Source organism: Undibacterium sp. GW821-FHT07F11, assembly GCF_059418665.1.
Window position 1 is genome coordinate 91,956 of record NZ_JBWKQH010000004.1, and the last position, 21,603, is coordinate 113,558.

At 51.3% G+C, this 21,603-nt stretch carries 21 protein-coding genes; 8 read left to right on the top strand and 13 right to left on the bottom strand.

What is annotated here, in order from left to right:
• Window positions 1–116 precede the first annotated feature (116 nt).
• Window positions 117–818, bottom strand: a complete 702-nt coding sequence (locus tag AC07OI_RS10980; protein ID WP_492702529.1) for a ZIP family metal transporter — start codon at window positions 816–818, stop codon at window positions 117–119.
• Here AC07OI_RS10980 and AC07OI_RS10985 point away from each other — a divergent pair.
• Window positions 754–888 (top strand): hypothetical protein, encoded by a 135-nt coding sequence (locus AC07OI_RS10985; protein ID WP_423012517.1) that lies wholly within the window; start codon window positions 754–756, stop codon window positions 886–888. The two genes, AC07OI_RS10980 and AC07OI_RS10985, sit on opposite strands and share 65 nt — an antisense overlap.
• A 129-nt stretch (window positions 889–1,017) precedes the next feature.
• On the opposite strand, the gene AC07OI_RS10990 is transcribed toward AC07OI_RS10985, so the two are convergent.
• Window positions 1,018–1,371 carry a hypothetical protein gene (locus AC07OI_RS10990; protein WP_495257238.1) on the bottom strand — a complete coding sequence of 118 codons (354 nt, stop codon included), beginning with the start codon at window positions 1,369–1,371 and terminating at the stop codon, window positions 1,018–1,020.
• Window positions 1,372–1,743: 372 nt separating this feature from the next.
• Here AC07OI_RS10990 and AC07OI_RS10995 point away from each other — a divergent pair, with 372 nt between their 5' ends.
• On the top strand, window positions 1,744–2,514 hold the full coding sequence (locus tag AC07OI_RS10995; RefSeq protein ID WP_495257239.1) for a hypothetical protein: 771 nt from the start codon (window positions 1,744–1,746) through the stop codon (window positions 2,512–2,514).
• Between the two features lie 198 nt (window positions 2,515–2,712).
• Here AC07OI_RS10995 and AC07OI_RS11000 read toward each other — a convergent pair whose 3' ends face one another.
• The 4 genes from AC07OI_RS11000 to AC07OI_RS11015 all read right to left on the bottom strand — a co-directional run bounded on the left by AC07OI_RS11000 (window position 2,713) and on the right by AC07OI_RS11015 (window position 8,166).
• The gene (locus tag AC07OI_RS11000; RefSeq protein ID WP_495257240.1) at window positions 2,713–4,749 is read right to left on the bottom strand and encodes an ankyrin repeat domain-containing protein; all 2,037 of its coding nucleotides are present in this window, start codon (window positions 4,747–4,749) and stop codon (window positions 2,713–2,715) included.
• An 88-nt stretch (window positions 4,750–4,837) separates the two neighbouring features.
• Window positions 4,838–6,190 carry a glutathione-disulfide reductase gene (gene gorA, locus AC07OI_RS11005; protein ID WP_495257241.1) on the bottom strand — a complete coding sequence of 451 codons (1,353 nt, stop codon included), beginning with the start codon at window positions 6,188–6,190 and terminating at the stop codon, window positions 4,838–4,840.
• A gap of 81 nt (window positions 6,191–6,271) precedes the next feature.
• Entirely contained in the window at window positions 6,272–7,153 is an 882-nt protein-coding gene (locus AC07OI_RS11010) for a dienelactone hydrolase family protein (protein ID WP_492702349.1), read from the bottom strand.
• A gap of 119 nt (window positions 7,154–7,272) precedes the next feature.
• Window positions 7,273–8,166, bottom strand: coding sequence for a DMT family transporter (locus AC07OI_RS11015; protein WP_495257242.1), 894 nt, complete (start codon window positions 8,164–8,166; stop codon window positions 7,273–7,275).
• 167 nt (window positions 8,167–8,333) lie between these two features.
• Between AC07OI_RS11015 and gcvA the strand changes: the two genes are divergently transcribed.
• Window positions 8,334–9,218, top strand: coding sequence for a transcriptional regulator GcvA (gene gcvA, locus AC07OI_RS11020; RefSeq protein ID WP_495257243.1), 885 nt, complete (start codon window positions 8,334–8,336; stop codon window positions 9,216–9,218).
• Window positions 9,219–9,246: 28 nt separating this feature from the next.
• On the opposite strand, the gene AC07OI_RS11025 is transcribed toward gcvA, so the two are convergent.
• The gene (locus tag AC07OI_RS11025; protein ID WP_495257244.1) at window positions 9,247–10,098 is read right to left on the bottom strand and encodes a M14 family zinc carboxypeptidase; all 852 of its coding nucleotides are present in this window, start codon (window positions 10,096–10,098) and stop codon (window positions 9,247–9,249) included.
• A gap of 135 nt (window positions 10,099–10,233) precedes the next feature.
• Entirely contained in the window at window positions 10,234–11,415 is a 1,182-nt protein-coding gene (gene metK / locus AC07OI_RS11030) for a methionine adenosyltransferase (RefSeq protein ID WP_422950739.1), read from the bottom strand.
• 239 nt (window positions 11,416–11,654) lie between these two features.
• Between metK and AC07OI_RS11035 the strand changes: the two genes are divergently transcribed.
• Together AC07OI_RS11035 and AC07OI_RS11040 are read left to right on the top strand one after the other, a co-directional pair.
• A complete protein-coding gene (locus tag AC07OI_RS11035) occupies window positions 11,655–12,515 on the top strand; it encodes a lysophospholipid acyltransferase family protein (protein ID WP_492702341.1) in 861 nt (286 codons plus the stop codon).
• Window positions 12,512–13,375 (top strand): LpxL/LpxP family acyltransferase, encoded by an 864-nt coding sequence (locus AC07OI_RS11040; RefSeq protein ID WP_495257245.1) that lies wholly within the window; start codon window positions 12,512–12,514, stop codon window positions 13,373–13,375. The genes AC07OI_RS11035 and AC07OI_RS11040 overlap by 4 nt, the downstream gene beginning before the upstream one ends.
• Here AC07OI_RS11040 and AC07OI_RS11045 read toward each other — a convergent pair.
• On the bottom strand, window positions 13,369–14,265 hold the full coding sequence (locus tag AC07OI_RS11045; protein WP_495257246.1) for a LysR substrate-binding domain-containing protein: 897 nt from the start codon (window positions 14,263–14,265) through the stop codon (window positions 13,369–13,371). The genes AC07OI_RS11040 and AC07OI_RS11045 overlap by 7 nt on opposite strands.
• Before the next feature lie 134 nt (window positions 14,266–14,399).
• Here AC07OI_RS11045 and AC07OI_RS11050 point away from each other — a divergent pair, with 134 nt between their 5' ends.
• Window positions 14,400–15,017 (top strand): LysE family translocator, encoded by a 618-nt coding sequence (locus AC07OI_RS11050; protein ID WP_495257247.1) that lies wholly within the window; start codon window positions 14,400–14,402, stop codon window positions 15,015–15,017.
• A 247-nt stretch (window positions 15,018–15,264) separates the two neighbouring features.
• Entirely contained in the window at window positions 15,265–16,086 is an 822-nt protein-coding gene (locus AC07OI_RS11055) for a DUF2087 domain-containing protein (protein WP_495257248.1), read from the top strand.
• Window positions 16,087–16,582: 496 nt separating this feature from the next.
• On the opposite strand, the gene AC07OI_RS11060 is transcribed toward AC07OI_RS11055, so the two are convergent.
• On the bottom strand, window positions 16,583–17,923 hold the full coding sequence (locus AC07OI_RS11060) for an ATP-binding protein (RefSeq protein WP_495257249.1): 1,341 nt from the start codon (window positions 17,921–17,923) through the stop codon (window positions 16,583–16,585).
• Window positions 17,923–18,669, bottom strand: a complete 747-nt coding sequence (locus tag AC07OI_RS11065) for a response regulator (RefSeq protein WP_495257250.1) — start codon at window positions 18,667–18,669, stop codon at window positions 17,923–17,925. Before AC07OI_RS11065 ends, AC07OI_RS11060 begins: the two co-directional genes overlap by 1 nt.
• A gap of 244 nt (window positions 18,670–18,913) precedes the next feature.
• Between AC07OI_RS11065 and AC07OI_RS11070 the strand changes: the two genes are divergently transcribed.
• A complete protein-coding gene (locus AC07OI_RS11070; RefSeq protein ID WP_495257251.1) occupies window positions 18,914–19,444 on the top strand; it encodes a DUF2147 domain-containing protein in 531 nt (176 codons plus the stop codon).
• Between the two features lie 53 nt (window positions 19,445–19,497).
• Here AC07OI_RS11070 and phhA read toward each other — a convergent pair whose 3' ends face one another.
• Both phhA and hppD read right to left on the bottom strand, forming a co-directional pair.
• Complete coding sequence (phhA, locus tag AC07OI_RS11075) at window positions 19,498–20,394, bottom strand: phenylalanine 4-monooxygenase (protein WP_495257252.1); 897 nt, start codon at window positions 20,392–20,394, stop codon at window positions 19,498–19,500.
• 75 nt (window positions 20,395–20,469) lie between these two features.
• On the bottom strand, window positions 20,470–21,582 hold the full coding sequence (gene hppD, locus AC07OI_RS11080) for a 4-hydroxyphenylpyruvate dioxygenase (RefSeq protein ID WP_492702323.1): 1,113 nt from the start codon (window positions 21,580–21,582) through the stop codon (window positions 20,470–20,472).
• Window positions 21,583–21,603 lie beyond the last annotated feature (21 nt).

Genomic DNA, 21,603 nt, shown 5'->3' on the forward strand with positions numbered 1-21,603 from the left:
GCTTCATTAGCCCAACACCCGGCGTTTAAGTAAGATATATGTTTATTGAGGCCAAGTGTTGGGCTGATACCCCGTAGCCTAACGAGGCTCGGCCCAACCTACGAGAATTTCAATAACTACCTGTGACTAGTCACAAATAACACCAGCACCACCCCCAGTGACACCAGGATAATCTGCGGTATCGTTTCTTTCAGCGTCGCCCGCCTCTGCATCTGTGGCATCAGATCACTGACTGCGATATAGATAAACCCGGAAGACGCAAACACCAGCACATAGGGGATCATGCCGCTGGCGCTTTCCAGCGTGTAATAGCCCAGCACACCACCAACCACACCCATCATGCTGCAGATCAGGTTATACATATAAGCACGCATGCGGCTGAAACCGGCATTCAGCAAGACGATGAAATCACCTATCTCTTGCGGGATTTCATGGGCAATAATCGCCAGGCCAGTCACCAGGCCCAACTTGGGGTTAGCCAAGAAAGCCGCCGCAATCAAAATGCCGTCGGTGAAATTATGCAGGCCATCACCCACCAATATCATCCAGCCAGCCTTACCAGCTTCATGTGCATCGTGACCATGTTCATGATGGTGGCCGTCACCCTCGTGATGATGCGAATGGCGCAGGATGGCGAATTTTTCCAGCAAAAAGAAAGCCAGTAAGCCACCCAGCAGGCAGGCGAACAGGGTGCGGGTGTCCGCACCGGATTCAAAAGCCTCGGGCAGCGCATGCAGCAAAGAAGTGGACAGCATGATACCCACCGACAGGCTGACCATGCGCTCTACGACTTTGGAGAGCAGTGAAAACGAAAAAATGGCAGCCGCAGTGATGCTCAGGACACCAGCAATTGTGGTAGCAAACAGGATGGATAACAGCGTGGAATGAATTTTAAGCCTCGGGAATTTGCAACCAGGTTGCAAATTAAAACATATTGCGGGGGTTTCTGCAAATTTGTCGCTGAGTGAGCAGTACCCGCTTTAGGGTGAAAGGAGCAAAATCTGTGTAAAGACATGCTCACCAAAACTTCCACCATGGTGTAGATTTTGCAATAGGTGCATGGAGCTGCGCCCGAAGTTGATCAACGACTTTCAAGACACTTTCATGCGTCCGTTCACCAACCAATACAATTTGTGGAAGCGGCGTCGATGTAGCGATATCGCTGCCCTCTGCAATGGAATGTTGAACGGTATTGTATTCTGCGGACTCCCTGGCGAAGCGAATGCAGCCTTCGGAGGAGGCGTAATTTTCGTACTGTTCAATCGCATTATTGAAGTAGGGCCCATCAGTAAAATTAGCACGTCGCACAATCTCGCCTGCAGCATTCGCAAAGACATACGCATCAGATGACTTTGCGTCAGTATGCGCCACTGCCCGCCTACCCCAAGCCACTTGAACACACCTGATCAGGGCACTGATTTCCTTATCATCCCCCCTGCCTCCATGTCTCCCGTGAAATTGAAATGCCAGTCAGTCTTGCTTAGTTTTTTATTCCTCGCTGTGAATGCCCACGCGGCCTCGTCCTGTGCAGTACCCACCCATTTACATCCAAGCTGACGTTTAAATGGAATGAGACTATAAAACCTTGAAAGAACAGCTTAAGAAATACTGTTTTATTTATGTTATCTTTGCACCGTTGCATCAATATTTATGAATCACCGTCATTCATGTGTCGCTTTGTCGTCGGGATCAACTGAGTGGTGTTAATTAGCCTGACTATTTCTAAACTTGGTATTCAAGAAAATGAAAAATAAAATATTTCCCCTCTTTTTTATCCTGAGTATGGTGTTTCCATTTGCCGTAGAGGCAGCAGAGCAAAGCAGCCAAAATCCTGTCAATCAAGAAACCCTGATGGTTTGTTCTACCCTGGATATGTATGCAGACTTCGCAGTGAACGGACGTGATGCTGCAACGCCGAAGGCGACGGCATTTGAAATAGTCAAGGCATCGATGAATCGTAATCTTAAAATTCCGGCAAACCTGATGTCTGCTTACACCGCGGTTGTTGAAAAAATCTATGAGCTTATTTATGCAGATCAGACAATCAAAAGTGGCTGGACTCAAGCTGCAATTGTTGATGCTTGTTCGCATTACAAGGGCCAAAATGCAGATAAACGCTATATTGCCAATTACCTCGATAGACACCCACGGTCTGCATGGAATCCTTTGGTACGCGTGCCTCTATGCGAAAATATCGGACAGTCCGCATCCAATATTGCCGTTGCCAGAGACAAGGGAATGTCAAAAGAAAGTGTCAGCGCTCTCGTCAAAACTGGATTGCAGAATGACCAGCTTACTTTGCGGGTAATGCCAAAAATAATTGATGAGGTTTTTGAAAATCCTGATGTCGACACTACCTATATTTATGTGTACAACTTAAGGAAATGTGCGGCGATAGAGAACAATCAAAAATATACCGAACTGACAGAATTAAAACCACGTATCCGCAACTGTGAAAAATTGGAAAAAGAGGAAGATAAACTGCAGTGTGAACGAAAGATATTTGGTCTATAAGGCAGGCTGAAACAGCTTCACCTGGATCTAAGTACCTGTTCTGATCTAACTGCGTGTGCGCAATCGGAGTCCACGTGGGGCATATGTGCTGCTCAAAATGCTCATGTACTAGAGTACATTCCGTTGAATCCACTTTAGCAAACTCTGAATTAGATATACTGGGTCTGTATGGTTTAGTGCAGCAAACTTAAAATAGGTTTATTTAAGTTTGGCACAAATCTCGCGGCCAATTTCCAGCGCGCCGTTTTTGCTCAACCATGCTGCCGCTGCATCAGCCTTCAGGCAATTGGCCCAGGCCAGTATTGATATGCCGTTTTTATCAACGGCATTCAAATTGAGTTTGAATTTTGAAGCTGCCATCATGTTCAGCATATCAGGCTGGTTTTTGGTGACTGCCTGCCAAAAACTTAATGAGCCATCTACATTCACGTTGTTTGGATTGGCACCAAATTCAAGCAAGGTTTTCACCAGATCGACCCGCCCGGATTTAGCTGCGTAGTCCATGGGATAATTTAGCCCACAGCTTGGACATACAGAAGCAGTATTCACATTATTGTACTTTGCTAGCATGGCGCGTATCAGGTCGTCACGATGCGGTTCATAACCTTCAAAACGCAAATACAAAGGCAGTAATTCGCCAGAGGTCTTGTTTTTTCCATCGCTGTATTCGTGGCTTTTGTCTAGCCGCAAACCGCGTGTTACCAATTGCATCGTCCTTTCTGGATGAGTGTGTGCATATACGCCTATATTCTCTGGTTTTTGCTGTTCGAACACATGATTGATATCTGCGCCAACGCTGATCAAAAAATTCACCTCTTGCCAATCCAGTTTCTTTTCATACTCGCGGGTGTCAAGTATGCGAATGAGGACGGCTTCAGCTTCTGCCTGGGGTAAACGGGTTTTGTCCTTGGTTGATACATGCCGGGCCAGGGCGGCAGCCAACAAGACTAGGTAGGCGGGCGTATCCCAGGCCTGCGCCAAAACTCCAGTGCGTAGTGGATTTGCACCACGTTCCAGTAGTCTTTGTGCTGCATCCCCGCTTTTGCTGCCAACAGCATTGCGCATCAAGTCCCTGTCATTGATGGCGTCTGCACCTGCCAGTGGTAGCAGAAAGTCCAGAGTGGTTGCTGATACTTTGCCCAAGTCACGATAGTGCTGCAATAGTTCCATTGCCACTGGTGATAAGGCATAGCTCCTTGACTCCGGCTTTTCTCTGGAGGACGTCAGGAATCCTTTTTGGTTGAATTTTTTCAGTACACGCAGGGCTTGTTCTGCTGGCATAAACTGTGTCTGTTTAAGCAGCTCGGTATTGGCATAACCATTTTCATAAGGGGCGGGTACAGCCAGATGTGGGAAGACAGCTTGCTCGAACAAATCATAAAACTCTTTTTGCAAAGATACGACGGTGTTCCAGTCATGATTGCCGCTGAGTAGCCCGGATGCAGCTTTCAGCCATTGCGCATCGCCATTTTCGTCGCGCGGTATCTGGCCTGCCTGCAGCAATTCACGAAAATTCTCAAGGGCCGAAGTTCTTTCCTTTTCGTCTTTTGTCGCCATGCCAGGAAACTTCAGCATTGCTGCATGCAGCCACTGGCCACAGATAAATTCCAGTTGCATTTGCGGTGAGCGTTTCCTGAACCAGTCTTTGGTACTGGTGCGCAAATTATCAAAAGCAGTTTGCTGCACATCAGGCAGCCTGTTGCCTGGGCAAATTGCAGCCGTATCAGGTACCTCTTTGCCTTCAGGCCTTTTCTTTAAAGGTTCAGGTGCGGCTGGCGAAATACCCTTGGCGGTAACGGGGTACAAATCAGTCGCTTCCAGCATGAAGCCTTGCATGATGTAATAGACATAGCCAGTCGTCACATCCCTGTCTATATAAGATTTTTGGGTTGGCGAACTGACTTGCAGGGGTGTCCCTACTGGCAGTTTCATCAGTACGCCACTGTCTACCCACATCGCGCATGAAGTCTTGAGCAGACTCTGCTCTTTTAGTAACTGCAACAGTTTGTCCTGCGCGACCAACGCACTCTTGTGAACATTGGCATCCCACTGCTGGCTGTCAGTTGACATGCGGTAGGTAAGTTCACCATGTATTTTCTCTATCCTGATGATGGCAGGGCCATTTTTTTCGCTGGCAAAATCACCCAGTAAGTCATCGGGGCATGCAGCATGGGAGTTGTTTGAAAACAGGCCAAGCATGATGGCGAGGAAAAACGGGAGATGAAATTTATGCAAAGTTGTGTCAGAAGGAGTGAGTTCAAGGAAAATACTAAACAACTACGAAACACTGGCAATATCTATTTACTGGAACAGTTTCCTGCAGCTATACCACCGCCGTCCTCATCGTCACAAATTCTTCTGCAATGGTAGGATGTACGCCTATGGTGGCGTCGACCTGGGCCTTGGTCACGCCGCATTGCATGGCGACTGCAAAGCCCTGGATGATTTCGCCCGCATCCGGCCCCACCATGTGCATGCCCAATACGTGGTCAGTATCGGCATCGACGATCATCTTCATCAGGCAACGTTCGCTTGAACCCGACAGCGTGTGCTTGAGTGCCTTGAATTCGCTTTTGAAGATGTTGACATGCGTATGTTTTTCGCGTGCCCTGGCTTCAGTCATCCCCAATGTCGCCACGTTCGGGTGGCTGAACACCGCAGTGGGAATGTTTTCATATGACATCAGCTTGCGTCCGTGCTGGAACAAATTGGCCGCAACGACCATGCCTTCTGCAAGTGCTACCGGAGTCAGCGCCACTCGGTCAATGACATCGCCTATGGCGTAGATGTTGGCGACATTGGTGGTGAAGTGCTCATCGACAATGATCGCTCCATTCTCACGTATCTGTACGCCCACATTGTCCAGGCCCAGGCCTCTGACATTAGGCTTGCGGCCTGTGGCAAACAGGATGCAATCACTCTCCAGTATGCGGCCATCGCTGAGCACTACCTGTTTGCTGTCGCCGTGGACAGTGATGGATGCAATGCTGGTATCGAGAGCAATCTCCACGCCTTTCTTGCGCATTTCAGTAAGCAGGAAATGGCCCAGATCCGCATCCATGCTGCGCAAGATTTGTGTCCCGCGCTGCACCAGCGTGACCTTGCAACCCAGTCCGTTCAAGATCGAGGCCAGCTCTACCGCAATATAACCGCCGCCTTGTACTACCGCATGGCGTGGCAGTGCAGGCAAATGAAAGAATTCATCCGAAGTAATACCCAATTCGCTGCCAGGCAATTCCGGTTTGACTGGATGGCCGCCGGTGGCGATCAGGATGTGATGTGTACTATAGCTTTTACCGTTAACCACAACCGTGTGCGCATCCACAATCTGGGCATGGCCAGCGATGACATCTACGTTGACATTCGTCAGTATCTGATTATAGATGCCATTCAGCCTGGCGATTTCCTTGTCCTTGTTGGCGATCAGGGTAGCCCAGTCAAAGCGTCGCTCACTCAGGCTCCAGCCAAAGCCGGCAGCTTCTTCAAAGTCGCTATGATAATGCGCAGCATACGACATCAGCTTTTTGGGGATGCAACCTGCGTTGACGCAAGTGCCGCCCAATGGCCCGGATTCAGCTAATGCAACACGGGCACCATACTGTGCCGCAAAGCGGCTGGCCCGCACACCACCAGAACCGCCGCCTATCGTGAATAAATCATAGTCGTAAGTGTGCATGATGGTCCTGGGTAGAGTAATGAATGAGACAGGCAGATCCGGTTTGCACCAGACCTGCTCGTGACAGAAGAGAGATGATAATCAGGCTACGCCATTTGCCTTGAACCAGGCCAGGGCGCGACCCCAGCCGTCCTTGGCATCGGCTTCGTTATAGCTGGGGCGGTAGTCAGCGTTGAAGGCATGGCCAGAATTTTCATAGACCTTGAATTCTGATTTGCTATTGCCTTTTTTGAGTTCGACTTCCATCTTGAAGACAGACTCAACCGGAATACCCTGGTCCTTGGCACCATACAGGCCCAGCACCGGTGTTTTCAGGTTGGCAGCGATATCGATAGGGTGTTTGGGTGTCAGTGCCGTGGATTCGCCCTGCAAGCGGCCATACCAGGCCACGCCGGCTTTGACATTGGGGTTGTGGGCAGAATACAGCCAGGTAATGCGGCCACCCCAGCAAAAGCCGGTGATGCCCAGGCGCTTGGTGTCGCCGCCATTATTGCCTGCCCATGCTACTACTGCATCCAGGTCACCCATGACTTGCGCATCCGGCACCTTGGAAATAATTTCCTTCATCAATTCTGCGACACTGGCGGCATTCTTGGCATCACCCTGACGTACAAACAATTCTGGAGCCAGCGCCAGATAACCCTGCTTGGCAAAGCGACGTGCGACATCGGCAATATGTTCATGTACACCAAAAATTTCGGAAATCACCAGTATCACCGGCAAATTGCTTTTGCCCTCAGGTTTGACAAAGTACAAAGGCACTTCTGCACCAGCTACAGTCAATTTGGCCACGCCGTCCGTCAAGCCTGCCCGGTCAGTCTTGATCATGGTCTGTGCGCATACTGGTGCCACCGCTGCGGCAAAGCCTACACCAACTGCGGTCTGTATAAAGCTGCGGCGGTTGACTGTCGTATTGTCTTCGATGGTACCAACCAGGCTATTAAAGTCTTCGCGAAGCTGCATGGTGTTCTCCTGTAAGGTTTCTTTGTGGATGTACTTGCATGTTTGAAACGCCGGATAAAACAGCAATGAATTGTACAACTTAATCAGGGCAGACATGCATGACCAGCGATTTCTTCCTTTCAGGTATTGCGTGATTTCTCCGGTCGTAACACCAGCCATACGGCGAGACCTATCAGTGCACCACCCATGAGATGGGCCAGCGTGATGCTTTCATTCAAGAATAGCGCACCCCACAGGACGCCAAAGGGTGGTATCAAGAAAGTGACTGTCAGTGACTTTACCGGACCTATGTCGGCGATTAAGCGGAAATACAGGATATAAGCCAGTGCCGTGCATATCAAGCCCAACGCCGCCATTGTCAGCCATAGCGCGCTGTTGCCCCATGAGGCTGGTGCCTGCGTCATCGCGCCATAAGAAAAAATTGGCAGCAGCAAGACAGTTGCGCCTAGCTGGCTGCCAAAAGCGACAAGCTTGCTATCGAGTCCGCCTTTGGCTGTGATCCATTTCCTGGTCAGAAAGCTGGCCAGCCCATAGCATCCTGTTGCCACCATGCATTCCGCCGCAGCAATCAGTAGTTGTACGCTGTACTGTACAGGTCCGGTGGTGGTCAACACTGCGACACCGGCTATGCCGATGCAAACACCCAGTACTTTGTAGAGGCCAGGTTTTTCAGAAAAAAACAGCATACCGATAATCACACCCATGAGCGGTGTCGTGGCATTCAGGATTGCAGAATAGCCGGCGGGCAACAGCTTTGCCGCCAGACTGAACATGACAAAGGGAATGCCGGAATTAATGACTCCCAGCATCATGGCAGTACCCAGCTTTCCTTTAAAATCCCAGCGTATGCGCATGATGAGCAAAATGACGATCAGGCCCGCAGCACCAAACAATACGCGAAAAAATGCAGTTGGCATGGCACCTAGTGTGGGTACGATCATACGCATGAATAAAAAACTTGCACCCCAGATAGCAGCGAGGATGATGAGCCGGATAATGTCAGTAGTTTTCAAATGTTGCTCCTGTTAATCAAGTTCTTGCAAATGCAAAATATTTTTTCTATACAGATTTGAAGTAAGTTATTCTTTTCATCAATTCCTGTATTGCATGATTTAATCACTGAGACAATGACGAAGACAAATCATCATTTCTATTGATGGTTTAGAAAAACTAAATCAATATGAACCGCCTTCCGCCACTGAAAGCCCTGCAATATTTTGAATGTGTGAGCCGCCATTTGAGCGTCAAAAACGCGGCGGCTGAATTAAATGTCACACCGGCAGCTGTCAGCCAGCAACTGAGCAAGCTGGCAGATATCTTGCAGATGGCGTTGTTGAAGAAAGACCTGCGCGGTATCGCCCTGACTGCAGAAGGTGAACGCTATTTCATGGGCATACGCACGGCATTCAGGCAAATGGAAGAAGCGACCAGACGCCTGCAAGAGCAGCGTACGCCTCCCAGGATCACGGTCAGTTGCACGCCAGGGTTTGCCATGCAATGGCTGTTGCCACAACTACCGCAGTTTCACGCCAGCTATCCTGCGATTGATATCAGGATCAGCACTACCAACCGGCTGGCAGACTTTTCTCGCGATGACGTGGACTTCGCTGTCAGGCATGGTTTGGGAAACTATCAGGGATTACAATCAGAAATGCTGATCGATGATCCCCTGCAGCCGATATGTAGTCCGCGTCTGCTCAAAAGCAAAAAACAGTTGAAATCATCCGGTGAATTAAGTGCCTACACCCTGCTGCATGACGAACACCGGCACGACTGGCGGCTATGGCTGGAAGCGACAGCAGCAAGCGATGTAGTGTGGAACAACGGCCCGGTATTTGCAGATTCGAATGGCGCAATTGAGGCTGCCAAGCGCGGCTACGGCATAGCGCTGGCAAGAAAAGCCATGGTCAGGGAAGAGTTGAAGAATCGCGAACTGATCATGCCTTTCAAAACGGCCGTCAGGACAGGTATCGCCTACTACCTGGTCTATCCTTCCGAGGTATTAATGAGGGAAGAAGCGCAGCAGTTCAGGGATTGGCTCAGCCATGCCGTGAAATCAATCTGAATCGCCTTTGGCAGACTGTTTGCCAAATTCAGGGGTTACGCGCTGTCTTCAGCGGCGCTGCCACATTTTGTCTTATCCACGTCTGCATGTCTTGCCAGATACGTTGTACTTCAGCATCCGGCGGCATTTGCGTGGCATTCGGCAGTTCTATGGTGACGACCGGGATATCCTTGTGCAGGCCGCTGTAATTGCCGAGTGAGCCAGGATAAACGCCGACGCGGTTGTAGATCAGGCGGCCAAAACGGTTGGGTGGTGTGGCCGGGCCGTCAAAGTCGAGTACGCCAAAAGGGGCGTGTACGGAGATGATGACGTCGGGTTTGTATTTTTCTATGGTCTCATAGACCCAGCGGCTTTCTGGTTCAGAGATCGGTGCTTTGCCAGGGTAGCGGCGCGGGTCGCTGCGGGTTACGCGTGCCCAATAGCTTGGCGCTTCTTTTTGCCAGTTGGGTGTGGGGAAGTTGCGGTTCAGGTCTATGCCACGGGCATTGACGCGGCGTGGCTTGGGTGCCAGCAAACCATCAGGATTCACCACCGGAGCTACACGCCAGTTGAATTCCAGCGGATTTTTTTGCATGGTTTCCATCCATTTGAACACAACGGAAGATGCCGTCTGTTCATCACCATGGATGCCGCCCAGTAGCAGCACGCGTATGGCTTGCGGATGTTTGGCATCTGCCTTGATATCGCGGAACAACACCGGGAAGCCATTGAGGGAATTGGCACCTGTAGGACTGAGTTTGCTGTTCTTGCAGTCAATCAGGCTAACTTGGGGTAGGCGCGCTACCAGTGGTGTGCACCAGTCGGTGACGGTTTTTGGTTTTGCAGGTGTAGTGGCAGTCTTTGTGACAGGTGGGGCAGACAGGCTGTGTGCAGATGGCATGGCCAACAGGCCAGCCACTGCAAACAAAGCACCAAGTTTTTTGCAGCGAGATGCACAGAACTTACTTCTAAAAATACTAGCTGGCATTCTTGCTTCTACTCCCAGTGCTACCTATTACTTAAAACAATGAAGACACTACAGTCCGGCAGCGGCACGCAGAATTGCTGCCTTGTCGGTACGTTCCCAGGTGAATTCTGGCTCTTCACGACCAAAGTGGCCGTAAGCGGCTGTCTTGGAATAGATAGGGCGCAGCAAATCCAGCATCTGGATGATGCCTTTTGGACGCAAATCAAAATGCTCGTTCACCAATGCGGCGATCTGGTCATCAGGGATAACGCCTGTGCCTTCAGTGTAGACAGTTACGTTCATCGGGCGTGCAACACCGATCGCGTAAGCCACCTGGATCTGGCATTGACGGGCGATACCTGCAGCGACGATATTCTTGGCGACATAACGGGCAGCATAGGCAGCAGAACGGTCAACCTTGGTAGGATCTTTACCAGAGAAAGCACCACCACCATGAGGGCAGGCACCACCGTAGGTATCAACGATGATCTTGCGGCCAGTCAGGCCACAATCACCTTGCGGGCCGCCGATAACGAAACGGCCAGTCGGGTTTATCAGGAATTTGGTGTCCAACAACCATTCTTTAGGCAAGACTGGTTTGATGATTTCTTCAATGACAGCGTCAATGAAAGACTGCTTCATCTTGGTTGAGGTTTCGCTTTGGTCAGGGTGATGCTGGGTGGACAGCACGACAGTATCAATACTGTGCGGTTTGCCATCAACATAGCGCATGGTGACCTGGCTCTTGGCATCAGGACGCAGGAAAGGCAGGCGGCCATCCTTGCGCAATTGTGCCTGGCGTTCTACCAGACGGTGCGCATAGTAAATTGGCGCAGGCATCAGTTCTGGTGTTTCATCGCAGGCATAACCAAACATCAGACCCTGGTCACCGGCACCGGTGTTGAGGTGATCATCAGATGCCTGGTCAACGCCCTGGGCGATATCATTGGATTGCTTGTCGTAAGCAACCAGTACCGCGCAACCCTTGTAATCGATACCATAATCGGTATTGTCGTAGCCGATGCGCTTGATGGTGTCACGCGCTACCTGTATGTAATCAACGTGGGCATTGGTGGTGATTTCACCAGCCAGAACGACCAGACCAGTATTGGTCAGGGTTTCGGCGGCAACACGGGAACGGGGATCTTGTTCAAAGATCGCATCCAGAATCGCATCGGAAATCTGATCGGCGACTTTGTCCGGGTGTCCTTCGGATACCGATTCAGAGGTGAAAAGAAAATCATTAGCCATCGCAGGCTCCTATAAAAAATTGACCGTAAAAAATTATGCCGCAGTCGGAAGAGTCCTGCGACGCTTTAGCGAGTTTTATTAACCGCCTCGCAAGTTGTCATTAACTCGGCGGTGGCTTGCCTTCTGTGTTTATCCTGCCCTTAAGCAGGTCAAAGCTAGCCAATATGTGATATTTTACGCTCGTTCTGCGTAGTCTGTCGAATATACCCTTATTATTATACTGATACTTGAGCGGCGTCATGCTTGTCACTTTGTTTCGTTTTCTTTCCATCTTTCCATTGTCGGTCTTGCATTTTTCTGGAGCCGCGCTGGGTTGGCTCGTCTATTTGCTGTCTGGATCGTATCGCCGCCGCCTGAAGCAGAACATAAGCCGAGCCGGTTTTCCTCAGCATTTGCATGTCGCTGTGCGTGAAGCTGGCAAGAATATCCTGGAGCTGCCATTTATCTGGTGCGCCAAGCCGGAAAGGGTATTGAAGACTGCAACGATAGAGAACTGGGAACTGGTACAGACCGCGCTGGATGCCAGGAAGGGTGTGATATTTTTGACACCACATCTGGGTTGTTTTGAAATCGTCGCCCAAAGCATCGCCGTGCGCACCCGCCTGACAGTTTTATATCGCCCACCGCGTAAAGCTGCTCTCAAGCCGCTGATAGAGGGAGCGCGTGCGCGTGACAATCTCTTGCTGGCACCGGCGAACTTTTCCGGTGTCAGGATCATGGCCAAGGCGCTCAAAAAAGGCGAGGCGATAGGCCTGCTGCCCGACCAGGTGCCGCAAGAAGGCGAGGGCGTCTGGGCCAAATTCTTTGGCAAGCGCGCCTATACCATGACACTGTCTGCCAAATTGCATGGTATGACAGACGCACCGATTATCCTGACTTTTGCTGAACGCCTGCCCGGCGGGCGTGGCTATGTGATCCGCTTCGTGCCCTTTGAAGAAGAACTGGGTACGGATCCGGTGGCACAAGCTACTGCCATCAACCGTGGCATGGAAAAACTCATTGCGCTATCCCCTGCACAGTATTTCTGGAGCTATAACCGCTACAAGAAACCTGACGGTGTCGACGACCCCGAAACAGGCGCGGACAGGGAGCCGGCATGAGGGCAGTGCTGGTCTTGATGTGGATATTGCATTGGTTGCCCTTGTCGGTGCTGGGTCGCCTGGGTGAGGGGGTAGGCAGTATATTGTTTATGCTGATACGCAAGCGCAGGCATATCACACTCACAAACTTGTCACTTTGCCTGCCTCATTTGAGCCAGGCTGAACGGCAAGCTATCGCCAAACGTCATTTTCAGGTCTATGCCCGCAGCGTGCTGGAACGCGGCATACTCTGGTGGGCTTCTGAAGCGCGCCTGAGACGCTTGATCCAGCTTGACCCTGCGGTACCCGTGGCGGCAATGAGTGATGGTGCAACGATATTGATGTGCCCGCATTTTGTCAGCCTCGATGTGGCCGGGGTAGCCGTCATGCTGGAGTCTAACCTGTGTTCAATTTATACCCGTCAGCGCAGCCAAGTGTTTGATGCTGCTTTACGCAAAGGTCGTTCACGTTTTCGTCCGGTCAAGCTGTTTTCACGTGCTGAGGGCGTCAAGCCCATCATACGCGCGATGCGTGAAGGCTTGCCTTTCTTTATGTTACCGGACATGGATTTTGGTGCGAAAGATGCCGAGTTTGTGCCTTTCTTTGGTGTTCCTGCAGCGACTCTGACAGCAGTGCCGAGAATTGCTGCCACTACCCGTGCCAAGGTCATCCCCGTCATCGCCACGATTTTGCCTGACTACAAAGGCTGGAAAGTGACTTTTCACGAACCTTGGCAAAATTATCCGGGTGAAGATATCGTGGCAGCTACGCGATATATGAATGCCTTCATTGAGCAGGAAATCCTGAAAGCGCCAGCCGAATATTTTTGGGCGCACAAGCGTTTCAAAACACGCCCTCCTGGTGAACCTGGTGTTTACTGAGTCAGGCCTGTGACGGCCTGCGCCGTCAGTTCCAATTCTTGCTGTATCCATCCCAAAAATGCGGTACGGCGCTGGTCTTCATCAAAGGGCAGGGCTGACAATAAAACGTAGTCACTACCATCCTCCAGGAAAGTATGTGGTGCTACGAGTTGCCCGCCGCGCACTTCATCTTCCACCATATAGGCCGACGCCATGGCGACACCCAGGCCAGCGCAAGCTGCCTGCAGGCTCAGGTAAAAGTGTTCATATGTCGCCCTGCTTTTGCCACGTGCAGTTTGTTTGCTGAGTTTTTGCCATTGTGGCCAGGCATCGGGACGTGTTGCAGTATGCAGCAGGCATTGCTGGTTCAGTTGCAGCTTGCCTTGTTTGAGTAGGTTCGGTACGCAAATCGGGGCAATTAATTCTTGAGCCACTTTGGCGACATGATAGCTTGCATCCCAGGCAAAATCATTGCGCCGCAAAGCCAGGTCGATGTGACCATGACGCAAATCCACGGCCCCACCGGCAGCAAATAAATGAATGTCCAACTCTGGATGTAACTGCCTGAATTTGCCCAGGCGCGGGATAAGCCAGCGCATGGCTATCGTCGGCTCGCAAGACACCACCAGCGGTTGATCATCTGTTTGCTTGAGCTGACGCAAGCCAGCTTCTAGTTGTCGCATGATGTCAGTGCAAGTGCCTTGCAAGCTCAGTCCGGCACGCGTTAAAAAGATAGCGCGGTTGCGGCGTTCGAATAATTCCACGCCCAGGTTTTCTTCCAGTTGCTTGATCTGGCGGCTGACCGCACCGTGGGTGACATGCAGTTCTTCCGCAGCCCTGACCAGGCTTAAATGGCGCGCGGCCACTTCAAACACGCGTATGGCATTCAGCGAGGGTAAGTGACCAGGCATGTGTGAGATTTTCTCAATGGTATGTCTCAGTATATATCGATTTTCATCATTGTTGTAAGGCTTCAGAATCTGTGCATACGTGATCGTGCATCACAAATCGGATCACAAATGAATACTTTATCTTGAGGAAGAAAATGACAGAACTCATTGCCGTCGCCATCATCACCATCCTGGCCGTCATTAGCCCTGGAGCTGACTTTGCCATGGTCACCAGGAACAGTTATCTGTATGGTCGCCGTGCAGGTTTGCTGGCCGCCAGCGGCATTGCACTGGGTGTGCAGGTACATGTCATGTACACCATGCTGGGTGTGGGGCTGCTGATTGCCAAATCCCCCAGCCTGTATTTCGCCATCAAGATCATCGGTGCGATTTACTTGATTTATATTGGCTACCAGACTATTTTTGCCCGCGCCGTCGTGAATGCAGAGGCCGGAGCGGAGCAGTCCTTGAATAATCTGGCGGCCTTGCGTGCTGGTTTCATGACCAATGCCTTTAACCCAAAAACTACTTTATTTGTCCTGAGTACTTACACCCAGGTCGTGCAAATCGATACCAGCCTGCTGGCACAATTTGGCTATGGCTTGTTCATGTCTGTCGCACACTGGATATGGTTCAGCCTGGTTGCCCTGTTCTTTTCAGATAACCGTCTTCGTGCCAGCATGCTCAGGCAGCAAGTGATATTGAATCGGTTCATAGGCGCTGTGCTGATAGTCCTGGGGGTATCCCTCGCCAGTTTGCCAGCCTTGCATTAGTGATAGCGTGTTTAACTGGAGTTGACGAAGTTTGGATCCGAGCCTACAATTGCGGCAGGTGCTAAGGGGCGCCTTCCCGCACAAGAGGCTCTCACCCTGCAAATGCACATCCAGATTAATGTGATAATTGCCATGTTTCGTTTGACGTCAGCGGGTCGTCGATAAGCGAACTGGAGTTCATCATGTTATCGTCGCACTACCTATCTTTGTTCATCATGCAACAGCCCATATTGACTGGAGCTGCAGCATGAACGCACTTACTACAGAAATCAAAACCCGCGCCCGTTTATTGCAAAAACTGCTGGAGACATGCAATACCGCAGCCAGCAAACGCGCCCTGATCTTAAGCCGCCAGCGCAACTGGGAAATCCCCGAGAGCTGGCAACTCAAGCACTGCATGAACCTGGCTGCTGCCGATACCGGTTTCCAGAACTGGGAACATGCCCGCATCGTCCTCGGTGGCGAAGTCAAACCTGGTGAAGACATGGGGGACTTCTGGCACGGTCCCGAAGTGTCTGTCTTCATCAATCACTGGTATGCCAGCTATGCTGAAGCGCAAGAACAATTGCAGGCGAATGAAGCCGGTTATTTGCTGCCTTACCGTCGTCAGTATTTGGTCGTCACCAGTGATTATTTGCAGGCGCTGGGTGTCAGTGCCGCTGCTGAATATTGGGACTCTATCGGGCGTGATCTGGTGCAGGGTTACGGCAGCGCAAACTGGCTTAGTCTGGCGCAGCAACGTCTGCAATCCAGCCGCACCGAGCGTTTCAAGGCGAACTGGGATGCTTCCCAGATCATGCTGGATTTGCAGTCTACCGAAGTTGAGGCTGAACGGGTGATGAAGTCTTTCGTCAAGAACGGGCGCCTGGTGAGTATTCCTGAGCAGCGTAAAAAGCGACTGGTAATCTTGCGCTGGCTGGTGGACCAATTACAGTTTGATCGGCGTTATGTCGAGGCTGATATCAATAGCTTCTTGCTGCAGTTTCATTCTGATTTTGCGACCTTGCGGCGGGAGTTTATTATGAATGGATTGATGGAGAGGGCGGAGGGGGAGTATTGGAGGGTGTGATGGGCATCTTGGTATGTTGATGCAGATGGACTTAGCTTAGCGGCTTTATTGTACCGACCTGGCTGCTAACCTTCAATTTGGCGGCAATAAAATTAGCGTCATTCCTGCGTATGCAGGAATCCAGTGGCGTTCGTGGTATGCAGTGTCGTTTGTTGATGTCGTACTCTGACTAAAACGATTGCCCTTCGTGGATACAAGCCGGGTCTCGGCCCGGCAGCCGAAATTCTTTCTTTGCGTCGCCAAAGAAAGAATTCAAAGAAAGGCGACCCAGGCGTCGTCGCCCCTTCGGGGTGCCCGTTTGTGCAGTACAAAAAATGGGAAATGCCCGAAACTCGCTACGCTCAGACATCGGCCTTTCTCTTTCCATTTTCTGTACAGCACAAACGGCGGCTACACATGGGAACGGCAAAAGTCAAAAGCAACCGCAAATTCAACAGCAACAGCAACGTCACAACGACCGTAGCTTATATTCTTCATACTCAACCGTTCAATCGATTTACTCCACCCCAACCTGCAAAGGCAACCGGACACTTACCGCCAGACCCCCGCCTTCACGATTGGCAAACCGTATTTCGGCATGCAGTTGCAACGCTAGTTGCGCCACGATCGCGAGTCCAAGACCTGCACCGCCAGTATCTCGGTTGCGGGAAGATTCGAGTCGTACGAAGGGTTGCATGATGGCGTTCCACTTGTCTTCGGGGATTCCGGGACCGCGATCCTGCACGGTGATGACTGCACACTGCATATCGCTGCCCAGGATAACCTCCACTTCGCTGCCAAATTTCAGGGCATTGTCGATGAGGTTGCCGAGCAGGCGGGAGAGGGCCAGGGGGCGGGTTTGTATTATCTGGCTGCTATTGCCACGCAGGCCGACTTGCTGGCCGGTGTCGCAATAGTCTTGTACCAGGCTGCCTGCCAGGGCGTCGAGCTTGATCTTGCTGCTGGCTTCTTGATCGGCTTGCAATTGATTTTGTACCTTGGCGTAGGCCAGACCTTGCTCTACCAGTTTTTGCATGGCTTGCAGGTCAGCCTGCATCTTATCCCGATGGGTATCGTCGTCCATCAGTTCTGTGCGCAGGCGCAGGCGGGTGATGGGGGTTTGCAGGTCGTGAGTGATGGAGGCCAGGATTTGCATGCGCTCAGCCAGGTAGGTGTCTATGCGTTCTTGCATGTTCTGGAAGGCGGTAGCAGCACGGAATACTTCTCGCGGGGCACGGGCAGGAAACTGTGGCCTGGCACCTGGTTTTACCATGGCGTCGGCTGCTTCAGCCAGCATGGCCAGCGGGCGCGTCGCCGTCCTGACGGCCAGCCAGGCAGCCAGCATGATAATGGCAAGCTGTACGCAGAGCAGTGAGAACATGCTCCATTGTATGGTGTAAGGTGTTGCAGTCAGGCGCACGGTGATCGGCGTGCCATCACTTAAGGCCAGATGCAATTGCAGGATTTTTTTATCAGCTTCCATGCGTACGCTGATCCTGATCTTTGCCTGATGTTCGAGGTTGTTTTTGATGGCCTCTATCGCCTCGTTGGCAATGTCGAGGTCTATGTTGTCCCTGGCATCTGCGGGGGCGGCCTGCAAAGTATATTCATAGTTATTGCGGGCCAGTTTATCCAGCCAGGCCCGACGTTCACTGACTGGCAGGCGATCGAGGAAGGAAATCGCATTGGCGACATCCTTGCCTACCGAGTAGACCATGTGATTTTTCCTGACCTGCATCTTGTCCCATTGCGACGAGGCAAACGAGAGTGCATACGCCATTAGCAGGGCACTGAGCAAGATCAGGCACAGGCGGCCAAACAGGGTGTGCGGCCAGTGCGGGCTTTCTATAATGTGCATCAGGGCTCCTCTGCTGCCGTGACTTGCGCACAAAATACATAACCTTCGCTGCGGACGGTTTTGATATAACGCGGCTCACGCGCATCATCACGCAAATGCTGGCGCAGGCGGCTGACCAGCAAGTCGATGGAGCGCTCGAACAAGTCGGCATCGCGACCCTGGGTCAGGTTCAGTAACTGGTCACGATTTAATACTCTTTGCGGGTGCTCGACAAAGACTTGCAGCAAGCGGTATTCAGCACCGCTAAGTGTGACCATGACAGCATCTTTATCAAGCAGATGACGCGCCAGGGTATCGAGTTGCCATTCACCAAATTGCAGCATGGCGGGTGGTTTTTGTTCGCGCAGCTTGGGTGGCAGCATGCGCGTGCGGCGCAAGACTGCTTTGATGCGTGCCAGCAATTCCCTGGCGGCAAAGGGCTTGGTCAGGTAATCGTCGGCACCCATCTCCAGTCCGACCACACGATCGGTTTCTTCTGCGCGTGCAGTCAGAAAAAGTATGGGAATGACTTTATGTGGGCTGGAACGCAATTCACGGCACAGGCTTAAACCATCTTCACCCGGCATCATGATATCGAGCACGATGAGGTCGATGGCATTGCCTTCGAGCAAAGCGCGCATTTGCTTGCCACCTGCCGCCGTACTGACCTTGTTGCCATTCTTGCGCAGGTACAGGGCAGTCAGTTCGCGTATTTCTGCATCATCATCAACGATGAGGATGTGATCCGGGGATTCAGTGTTTTCCATGTTCTGGGCTGGTTGTGGACTGGTTGCTCATTCTTGATGCGCATTTTTGATGATTCATTTCATAGTGCTTTATAGCTTAAATCGTGGCTGAGACAAAATCTTTTGTATCCCAGTGTATCTGAGTGCCGTTGACACATAGTCAGATGCAAATATGGCATTCCCTGACATCTGCCAGATACCTTGCGCCTGTCTAATGACATTGCCGTGATGAATTCATCGCCTCTACAACTCAAGGAGAACTGACATGAAAAAGCAAATGATCGTTATTACCACTTTCGCCGCTGCATTGATGAGCGCCTGGTCTGCCCAGGCGCAGCAGGCTGGTTTGTCTGATTACTACCTGGCACCTGTGGAAGCTGAAATCCAGGCCAATCATCATGCCAGCAGCAAGGCTGGCGCAGTCGCCGGTACCTGGCTCACGCAAAGTGGCAGCCTGGAAGTGCAGATCAGCAATTGTGGTGAGGCTTTGTGCGGCAAAGTCAGCAAGGTCAATGATATGGGCAATGTCAGCAACATGGCTGCCATGGGCGCTACCGCAACGTCCGTGCCTGCGATACCTGTGCTGGGCAAGACCATCATGGAAGGTTTTACGCCAGCCAAGGCCGATACCTGGTCAGGCAAGATTTTTAACCGTGCCGATGGCCAGACCTATGCTTGCCAGATGCGCATGCTGAGCCAGACTGAGCTGGAAGTTACCGCATACAAGGACAAGCCAGAAAATGGTCGTACCCAGGTGTGGACGCGCGTATCAAATACCGTTACTGCGCAAAAATAAAAATGGGAGCATCACCTGATGCTCCCATTTCATTTTTTAATATCAATCCAGAATTACGGCAGCAATTCAACTTCACCCGGCAACAAGGTATTGGCTGGCAAGGCATCGAGTTGTTTCAGACGCTCATAATAAGGCGTGAAATCCGGTGCCGTGCCATCAAACAATTGCTGGAAATTGTCGATGACAAAATAAGTTTCCTGGAAGCTGTCTATCTTGTACAGGGTTTGCAGGCAGCGTTCTATTTCAAGATGGATATGGCGTGAAGGCGTGCCCGGTTTCAGGCAGTACTCGACTTCACCGCCTGATGACAGGATGCCCGCGCCATAGATGCGCAAACCCTTGTCCGTCTTGATCAGGCCAAACTCTACCGTGTACCAGTACAGACGTGCCAGATAATCCAGACCACCCAGCTTCATCGCCTTCAAGCCCCCCTTGCCATACAGCTGCATATAGTTGGCAAAGACAGGATTGAACAGCAGCGGCACATGACCGAAATAATCGTGGAAGACATCGGGCTCGACGATGTAATTGAACTCCTCAGGCTTACGCAACCATACGGTAATGGGGAAGCGGCGGTTGGCCAGGTGTTCAAAGAAAGTCAGTTCAGGGATCAGTCCGGGCACGGCAACGATGCGCCAGCCAGTAGCAGCAAACAACTCCTCTGAAGTGCGCTCAAACTTCGGGATGCCGCCAGAAGCATCCATCTTGTGCAGTGCTTCTATGAACTCGTCGCAGGCACGGCCAGGCAAGAGTTCCATCTGGCGCTGGTAGAGCTTGCGCCACAGGGCGTGTTCTTCTTCTGTATAGGCAGCCCAATCTTGCTCGACTACGTATTGATCGTCGGCTTTTTCATAATTGCCGCGCAGGGCTGCGCCATTGGATTTTTCGGCAACGGTGGCGAGGAAATCGTCGTTGCTGACAGTAGCAGCGGAAGTATCGATAGTATCCATATTTTTTCAGTGAAAAAGGCCGGCATCAAGATGATGGCCAGCCTCTCTCATATCTCCATTAGCTGTTGACGGAAATCAGGCAGTTGTTTCGTCTTTGATGACGCCACGACGGATCTGATCAAGCTCAATAGATTCAAACAGGGCGCGGAAATTACCTTCGCCAAAACCCTGATCGCCCTTGCGCTGGATGATTTCAAAGAAGATAGGGCCGATGACTGTGGTCGTGAAAATCTGCAGCAGCAATTCACGTGATGTTTCTGTGCTCTTGCCATCAACCAGGATGCGCAGCTTGCGCAATTCTTCCAGGTTTTCACCATGGCCAGGCAGGCGGCGGTCAACCAGATCATAGTAAGTTTCTATGGTGTCCTGGAATACCACGCCATTGGCTTTCATGCCGCTTACTGTGTCATAGATATTGTCTGTACCCATGGCGATATGTTGCACGCCTTCGCCGTGGTACAGGTCCAGGTATTCAGCGATCTGGGATTTGTCATCCGAGGATTCATTGATAGGAATACGGATTTTGCCGCAAGGTGAAGTCATGGCTTTGGACTTCAGGCCTGTGTGTTTGCCAGCGATATCGAAGTAACGGATTTCGCGGAAGTTGAACAGGGTTTCATAGAAATCTGCCCATTCTTTCATGCGGCCACGGTGTACATTGTGGGTCAGATGATCGATATAAGTCAGGCCCTTGCCGACAGGATTGGAATCCACACCTGGCAGTGCCACGAAGTCAGCATCATAGATACTGATATTGCCGATGGCACCTGCATCTGCACCATCTTTGCCATGCCAGCGGTCAACGAAATAAATCAGGGAATCACCAATGCCTTTGATGGCAGGGATATTCAATTCCATAGGGCCGGTTTTATTGTCAAAACCCCAGGCACCCAGTTCCAGCGCGCGCTTGTAGGCAGCGTTGGCATCCTTGACGCGGAAAGCGAATGCGCAAACGGATTGACCATGTTTGCGGGCAAATTTTTGTGCGAAAGAATCTGGTTCTGCATTGATGATGAAGTTCACACCACCCTGGCGGAACAGAGTCACATCCTTGGTGCGGTGCTTGGCTATCGCTGTGAAACCCATGGTGACGAATAATTCGCCCAGTGCTTTTGGATCGGGTGCTGCGTACTCGATAAACTCAAAGCCATCAGTACCCATAGGGTTTTCCCAAGTTTGGAAAGTCATGCCTGTCTCCTCAGTGTGATC